Raw genomic sequence first — 7,242 nt, 5'->3', positions numbered from 1 at the left:
CTCCGCACTCGCCACCACCAGCCCGTCCCTGCCAACCGCCGTCGCCTGCTTCACCTCCGTCGCGCCACCAGTGTGCTCGCCATTCTCGAAGCGGCGTAAGCTGACCTTGGCTTTCGCCTCAACTCGTCGGGTCTGGCGTGAGTTCTGACAGAACCGGTGCAGATGTGTGCCGGCGTCGCCTCCGGCCAGGCGACGCCGGAAGCCGCGGCACGGGAGGCGGAGAGGCGCGCCAAGCGGCATTATCGGGCGGCGTGACGCCCTGTCGCAAGAGAGGGCCGCGAGCTCGGAAGCGCACCAGCCCCGGATCGTGGACGTTGGCTGGTGTGGCTTGGCCCGGAAACCATGGCTACCGCCAAAGCCTGACGCTATCAGCCACGCCGCCGCGTCCTGGCTGCTGGCGGAGCTGACCATCGCATCCACGACTCTGCCGGCAGGAACGCCGACGCACGTGCTCCGCGAGCTTAAGAGCGATCTCTTTGGCTGGCACTTCGCTGTCTTGGGTACGGTAGCGACATGCCAATACGCCGACGGCATCCGGAAGGAGACCATTGCGTGCGCCATGTCGCCGCCGTGGTGCTGACGCTCTCCGGCCACGAGGAGGTCAGCCTTGACGTGTCGCCCCACCGATCGCCGCGCCCCGGAGCTGGCTTCGATGGGCGCGGGGCCGCTTGTGCCGGCTCCCCTGCGATGGTCTGCCGGCTCACCCGAAGCCGGCCTACTCAGTGTGCTCCTTGAGCCAACGCAGAACCACGCCTGCGACCTCATCGCTGTTCTTCTCGATGAAGTAGAAATGCCCGTTGCCCCGGATGCCGAGATCGGGCAGCCGTAGCCACGTGGGGTTCACCCCGGCCTGCTCGAGGTAGGCGACCGTGCAGGGATCCCAGAGCGTGTTGTAGCCGGCCTCGCTCGTCAGCATGAGGATCGGCACCCGCTGGAGGTTCGGAAGCTGCCGGGCCGGCTCGGCCTGCACCCAGCAGGTGGTGACATAGGGGTCATCCACCGGCACCTGCGTGAAGCTCAGCTGCGATGGGTCCGATACGGAGGGACTGTAGGTGATCGGGTTCGAGGTGAGGCCCCAGGCGATCCTGACCGGGCTGAAGAGGGGCGCCAGCGCGAAGACCGGCGGGCCGCCCGGCTCGAGCTGGACAAGCGCCTTCACCAGATCCGGCCGGCGATCCACCACGAGCCAGGATGGAAAGCCCGGTTGCGAGTGGGGAACGAGGATCGCCGGGCCGATCCGGTCAAGCAGCGCCACGAGCGCGTCGGCGGTGAGCCGCTCCTGCAGGTCAAGCGGAGTGAGCGGCAATGCGTCGGACTGCGCCCGCATGAACTGGTCGAACGTCTCGTCGCCCTTGACCGCAGGCCCGACCCATTGGGTGTGCAGGCGGGCGGCCGGCCAAAGATCGAAGCGTTCCGGGGCGGCCCACAGCTGCTGCGCCGTGACAGCGTCGAATGGGTCACTGAGCGGGCCTAAGTCCGAGTTGTAGGCCGAGCGGCCGCGCGCCGGTTGGTCCACGACGTAGACCGCGTAGCCTTGGCGGAGGAAGTACTGTGTCCAGCCCTCGCGCCCATCAGGCGTCTCGTTCCATCCGGCGCCGATCTGCCCGCCGCCATGCACCAGGATAATCGGATAGGCGTGTCGCTGGGTTCTGGGGATCCGGTACTCGACGTACATCTGGCCGACGAATTGGTCGCGGGCGTTGTAGCTGCCGCCGACGAAGAAATTGCCCTCGCGCTGGAGGACCAGGGAAGCCGCGCGGCGGCTGTCCAGGCGGCCGCCATCCTGGGCCGCAGCCGTTACCATCATGACCGCGAGCATCGCGGGGACGAGTGCCGGGGCAAAAGAAGGGAGAAGCACAAAAGCACGGTGAAACGCGCCGGAGAACTCCTTCCAGGTCATAGCGAGGCCTCCCTCGATCGCGGCGGTTGTTTTCGCGCCGTACCTGGGCAGGGGACGGCTTCTGCCGCGTGGTGCGACGGCACTGTGCGCGACATGGATGCAGGCGTTCAAGCAGATTCAATTTGCGCCCGGCAGGAGCCGAAGCATGACCGGGCTCGCACGTGGCAAGCCTGGCTCCGGGATGCGGGTGGTCTCGCGCCGGAAGCCGTCGCTATCAAGCTTGCCGTGGGTGCGCACCCTTTTGAGGATCGTCAACTTGGCGAACACATTCCGGAACGAACACCAAATTGCGTCGTTCTCAGCGTTTGAAGCGACGACAAGCTGCGTTCACCCCGTCATCGGCGACGCAAAGTTGCGAATTTTCTTCCGAGGTGGTGCGGGTGTCGGGGGGGGGGTGAGGAAGCGCTCTTAGACGGCGGCGGGTGCGGGTGTGGATTGGACTGCGAGCCTGGATGGCTTGAGGGCACGCGCGTAGCCTGCGTCCCGGTCGCGCGGAGGGTGCCGTCGTGCTCGCGGCTGTCCAGGACGCTGCGCGCCGCGCCAAGGCGCGGTGGCCTTCGGCCATCCTGGACAGCCGCTGCGCGCGCCGGCCTCAGAGAGGCGGCCGGGACGGAAGGATGGCCTTGGTGGGGCCGAACAGAAGGATAAGGGTTTGGCGCAGTTCGACTTGGGTGTTGGGCGGCCACGGCAGGCTGCCCGCCGAACTACGCCAGCGCCCGATCCAGCAGCGCCTTTCCGGTGAAGCCTTCGTGCAGCATCGCCCGGTGCCAGCCGAGGTAGTTGCCGAGGTACCGAGTCGCTACGCCACGGCAGCGCCCGTTCACCAGCGCTTTGATCTGGCCGTGATGCGCGTTGACCCGCCCAAGCCCGAGGCGGCCCTTTTGCCGCCGCTTGGTTGGCAGCGGAGCGACCTTCACCGTCACAGGCGTGGTGGTCGGCACCACCACCCGGCGATGCTCGGCGCCCGCCTTCACCGCTGCCTTCACATAGGCCGCCGTGCCGTCGGAGCAGACCACCGACCCTGGTGCGATCCGGCCGTCCAGCGTCGTCTCGATCGCTGCCAGCGATGGCAGGATGGCTTCGTAAACCCCGCCCGCATTGTCCAGGGCGGTCAGCACCGGCACCTGCTCATCCGACAGGCCCCGCTTGGTGGCGCCCCAGGCACGCGGGCGCGCGGCGCGGGGCTCGGGTGGCCTGCCCTTCACCCATCCTCGGTGCCCCTTGCAGGAGCGCACGAAGAACGTCTCATCGGCCTCGATCACCCCAGAGAGGATTGCCGTATTGTCCTGCGCGGCAGCCTTGAGGAAGCGGTGACGCCAGCGCCAGACAGTCGTGTGGTTCACGCCGATCCCGGCCTCTACGATCTTTCTGACCGAACAGTGGTCCGTCATGTAGGACAGGTATTGGCCCCACCTGTCGGGCATCCGGGCGCGCGCCATCGGCGTGCCGGTGAGGATGTTGAAGGTGCGGCGACACTCGGAGATGCGACAACGGAACCGCTGTCGGCCGTTCTTGTCTTTGCCGTGCAGGTGAGCACTCTCAGCCTCGCAATGCGGGCAACGCCGCTTGACGCAGGCCACCTCCGTGCGGCGGGCCAGGGCCACCTCGGCAACCCGCATAGACGCGACCTCGGCGACGAGCCGTTCGATGGTGATGAGCTGCTCACCCGAGGCTGCCCGGATGGTGGATTCGAGATGGTTGAGACGACGAGATTCGAGGCTGGACATAGAACATCATGTAGTCAGCCCTCGTCAGATTTTCTCGTCTCCCACATCCAAGTCGAACAGCGCCAAGGGTTTTGTGGCGTGGGCGGAGAGGCTCGCTCACACCTTGCTGGCGCGTCGTCGCCGGGCGCGGGTCTGGTTGCGCTCCTCGGCTTCCTTGAGGCGGTAGGAGTTGGCCTCGATAGCGATGATGTCGGCGTTGTGGACGAGGCGGTCGATCAGCGAGACGACGCAGGCAGCGTTCGGAAAGACCTCTTGCCACTCGGCAAGAGGACGGTTGGTGGTGATGATGGTGCTCTTGGCCTGGTAGCGGCGAGAAATCAGCTCAAACATCAGGTCGGCATGACGGTTGGAGTAGGAGAGGTAGCCGACCTCGTCGATGATGAGCAGGCTAGGGTGGGCGTAGTGGCGCAGGCGGCGGCGCAGGGCAGTATCGCTGTCGAGTGCGGCGAGATCACCGAGCAGGTGACCTGCAGTGGTGAACAGCACAGTGTGACCGGCGATGAGAGCCTGATGGGCGATGTTCTGAGCCAGGGTTGCTTTGCCCACACCATTCGGGCCGAGCAGGACCGCGTTGCTGGCCTCCTTGAGGAAATCGAGGCCCATCAAGGCCTCGATGGCGGCACGGTCGCAGCGCTTCGGCCAGGTCCAGTCGAAGTCGCAGAGCGGCTTGAACCGGCCGATGCGGGCGGCCTGCAGGCGCCGCTCCAGGCTGCGCCGGCCGCGTTCCTGCTCCTCCCAGTCGAGCAGTGGTGCCAACCAGGGCTGGTCGGCGACCTCGGCCCAGTGGGCAAGTAGCCCATGCAGATGCAACGCCGCGGCGCGGGTTCGCAGGGCCTGTGGCTCAGTCATCGGCGCCACCCTTCAAGCGGTCATAGGTCTCGAGGGCGTGCGGCTGCACCGGCCGGTCCCGTGCCTGCACGTTGGCGGGCAGCACGACGGCGACCGGCGGCGGCGCGGCGCAGCAGCTCCTGGCTGGCCGGGACGGCCTGGGCGAGGCGGTCGGTGGCGCGGTGCTGGCGGGCGGCACGCTTCTGAGCCGCCAGGGCCTGCAGGTGGTCGGCCTGCTCGATCTGCGCGCCCTTGTCGTAGCTGCGGCGATGGCAGGCGAGCAGCTCGGCACCGTCGACGATGCGGACCTGCTCCGGGTCGGCGAGCACGGTGAGCACGCGCCGGACATGGGTATGGGGGATGGAGTAGTCGTTGCGGTCGAACCGGACGTAGGGCGTCTTGCCGACCCGGACCGCAACGCGCTCAAGCAGCGGCGGCGGGTTGTCGGGTAGCGGCAGCAGGTGGCGGACTTCCTCGGCGAAGACCTCGCGCACGCGGCGCTCCGGCTCACCGGGGCAGCGGCGGTCGGCGGCGAGGCCGTTGCACCAGTTCAGAGCCTGGCCGTTGAGGTCGTCGAGATCCTGAAAGCGGCGGGCAGCAAAGAAGCTCTCGCGCACATAGCCAATGGGTACCCATCCGGTGAATACCGCGGATGCTGGAGGTCCGGCTGCGGCGCCGGTCAGGGTCTCTGGTCTTCGGTCAGTTCCTTGAGGCTCTCGACGCCGCGCTGGGTAAAGGCGAGGGTCTCGCGGTCGCCGGTGTCGTACACCCAGAGGCAGCCATCCTCGGGCTCCAGCTGTTCGGCGAGTTCGTGCAGCCACTCCTCATCCTCGCCGAGCATTTCGGCGACGCGGGTGATGGTGAACACGAAGCTCGGCGCGGCCATGGTCAGGCTGCCTGTGCTGCGGGCGCCTCAGCGCGGGCAGCCTTCCAGTTCCAGGGTAGCAGCTCGTGCAGGCGCGACGCTGGGTGGCCGGCGATGCGGGCGAGGACATCGGCCAGCCAGGCGCGCGGGTCGACGTCGTTCAGCTTGGCGGTGGCGATCAGGGAGTACATGGCCGCGGCCCGCTCACCGCCGCGATCGCTGCCGGCGAACAGCCATGCCTTTCTTCCGAGAGCGACGCCGCGCAGCTCGCATTCCGCTGCGTTGTTCGTGAGGCAGATCCGGCCATCGGTCAGGAACCGGCTGAAGGCATCCCAGCGGGTCAGCATGTAGTCCATTGCCTTGCCGACCTCGGCATGGCGCGAGAGGCGGGCGCGCTGCTCGCGCATCCAGGTCTCGAGCGCGGCCACCAGCGGGGCGATCTCCGCCTGCCGCACGGCCAGGCGCTGCTCGGCCGGCAGGCCGTTGATGGCGCGCTCGGCGTCGAAGATCGCATCGATCCGGCGGACCGCCTCGGCCGCCAGCGGGGCGCGGGCGACCTCGGCGAGCTTGAACAGCTTGCGCCTGCCGTGGGCCCAGCACGCCGCCTCGGCCATCGGCCTTGGCCTACGGCCTGACGCATAGAACTCGCCGAACCCGGCATAGGCATCGGCCTGCAGGATGCCGCTATAGCTCGCCAGGTGTCGCCGCGGATGCTCGGCCGTGCGATCCCTTGAGTACCGGAACATCGCCGCCGGCGGCGCCGGCCCGGCAAACGGCCGGTCGTCCCGCACGTAGGTCCAGACCCGGCCGGTGATGGTCCTGCCCCTGGCCAGAACGGGCACCGTGGTGTCGTCGCCGTGCAGCCGGGCGGCGGCGAGCACGTGCAGGTTGATCAGCACCGTCAGCGGCGCCAGCATGGCGGTGCAGGTGCCGACCCAGTCGGCGATGGTCGAGACGCTGAGCTCGACGCCCTCGCGGGCGTAAATCTCGCTCAGGCGGTTCAGCGGCAGGTGCTGGCCGAACTTGGCCTCGAGGATCATGGCCAGCAGCTGCGGGCCGGCACGCCCGCGAGCGATCGGGTGGAACGGCGCCGGCGGCTGGGTGATGGTCTCGCAGGACCGGCAGGAGAACTTCTCCCGCACAGCCTGGACGACCTTCCACTGCCGGGGCACGACCTCAAGGGTTTCGGTGATGTCCTCGCCCAGCTTGGACAGCCTGCCGCCGCAGCAGGGGCAGGCCGAGGGCGCGGCGATCACCACGCGCTCCCGCGGCAGATGATCCGGCAGCGGCGCGTGGGCCGGATGCCGGCGCGACGTGCTGCCGGAGCCGCCCGACGGCTTGTCCTTGTCGCCGGCGGTCTCGGCCGCGGTGGCATCCTCGCTGGCGGCAGCGACCAGTTCACCGAGCTCCAACTCCAGCTGGTCGATCAGCTTGCGGCTGCGCTCGGAGGAGGCGCCGAACCGGTCATGCTTGAGCTTGGCGATCAGCAGCTTGAGGTGCGCCACCATCACCTCGGCGCCAGAGGCGCGGGCCTCGGCCTCCTGGCGCGCCAGCTCCGCGGCAGCAAGCGCGGCGCGCAGGGCGGCGACATCGTCGGCAGTGCTGTCCGGCGCGGGCGTCACGCCATGATGGAATCACACCTGCTGCGCGTCGGGTAGGGTCAACATGCTGGACGCACGCACTATCCCGCCAACTCGGGCCGATAGGTGCGCTGGGGATTTCTCCAGTCGATGCCGTCGAGCATGTAGGCCAACTGCGCGCCGGAAATCTGCAGGCAGCCATCCGCCGGTGATGGCCATATGAAGCGGCCGCGCTCCAATCTTTTCATGTAGAGCGACATGCCAATCCCATCGTGCCAGATGATCTTGACCACGTCTGCTTTGCGGCCGCGGAAGACGTACAGGTCGCCCGCGTGCGGGTCA

The 7,242-nt window shown here is 68.1% G+C and carries 7 protein-coding genes; all 7 read right to left on the bottom strand.

Going from position 1 to position 7,242, the window contains the following annotated elements:
- Positions 1–715: 715 nt before the first annotated feature.
- Positions 716–1,900, bottom strand: coding sequence for an alpha/beta hydrolase (locus tag Q7A36_RS37400; protein WP_305108881.1), 1,185 nt, complete (start codon positions 1,898–1,900; stop codon positions 716–718).
- A 704-nt stretch (positions 1,901–2,604) separates the two neighbouring features.
- Complete coding sequence (locus tag Q7A36_RS37395; protein WP_305108880.1) at positions 2,605–3,627, bottom strand: IS1595 family transposase; 1,023 nt, start codon at positions 3,625–3,627, stop codon at positions 2,605–2,607.
- 96 nt (positions 3,628–3,723) lie between these two features.
- The gene (gene istB / locus Q7A36_RS37390; RefSeq protein ID WP_305108879.1) at positions 3,724–4,476 is read right to left on the bottom strand and encodes an IS21-like element helper ATPase IstB; all 753 of its coding nucleotides are present in this window, start codon (positions 4,474–4,476) and stop codon (positions 3,724–3,726) included.
- A 20-nt stretch (positions 4,477–4,496) separates the two neighbouring features.
- The gene (locus Q7A36_RS37385) at positions 4,497–5,072 is read right to left on the bottom strand and encodes a Mu transposase domain-containing protein (protein ID WP_305108878.1); all 576 of its coding nucleotides are present in this window, start codon (positions 5,070–5,072) and stop codon (positions 4,497–4,499) included.
- A gap of 62 nt (positions 5,073–5,134) precedes the next feature.
- On the bottom strand, positions 5,135–5,341 hold the full coding sequence (locus Q7A36_RS37380; RefSeq protein ID WP_305108877.1) for a hypothetical protein: 207 nt from the start codon (positions 5,339–5,341) through the stop codon (positions 5,135–5,137).
- A 2-nt stretch (positions 5,342–5,343) separates the two neighbouring features.
- Positions 5,344–6,942 (bottom strand): IS66 family transposase, encoded by a 1,599-nt coding sequence (gene tnpC / locus Q7A36_RS37375; RefSeq protein WP_370655780.1) that lies wholly within the window; start codon positions 6,940–6,942, stop codon positions 5,344–5,346.
- Positions 6,943–7,001: 59 nt separating this feature from the next.
- A partial coding sequence (gene tnpB, locus Q7A36_RS37370; RefSeq protein WP_305108876.1) for an IS66 family insertion sequence element accessory protein TnpB occupies positions 7,002–7,242 on the bottom strand: 241 nt, incomplete at its 5' end.

It is taken from the genome of Paracraurococcus lichenis (assembly GCF_030657435.1).
GTDB classification, from domain to species: domain Bacteria; phylum Pseudomonadota; class Alphaproteobacteria; order Acetobacterales; family Acetobacteraceae; genus Paracraurococcus; species Paracraurococcus lichenis.
This window is presented reverse-complemented; position numbering and strand designations above follow the sequence as displayed.

Excerpts from the sequence above, each read along its gene's own strand:
- Q7A36_RS37395 (WP_305108880.1), bottom strand. The coding sequence starts at position 3,627 with ATGTCCAGCCTCGAATCTCGTCGTCTCAACCATCTCGAATCCACCATC.
- Q7A36_RS37400 (WP_305108881.1), bottom strand. The coding sequence starts at position 1,900 with ATGACCTGGAAGGAGTTCTCCGGCGCGTTTCACCGTGCTTTTGTGCTT.
- istB (WP_305108879.1), bottom strand. The coding sequence starts at position 4,476 with ATGACTGAGCCACAGGCCCTGCGAACCCGCGCCGCGGCGTTGCATCTG.
- Q7A36_RS37380 (WP_305108877.1), bottom strand. The coding sequence starts at position 5,341 with ATGGCCGCGCCGAGCTTCGTGTTCACCATCACCCGCGTCGCCGAAATG.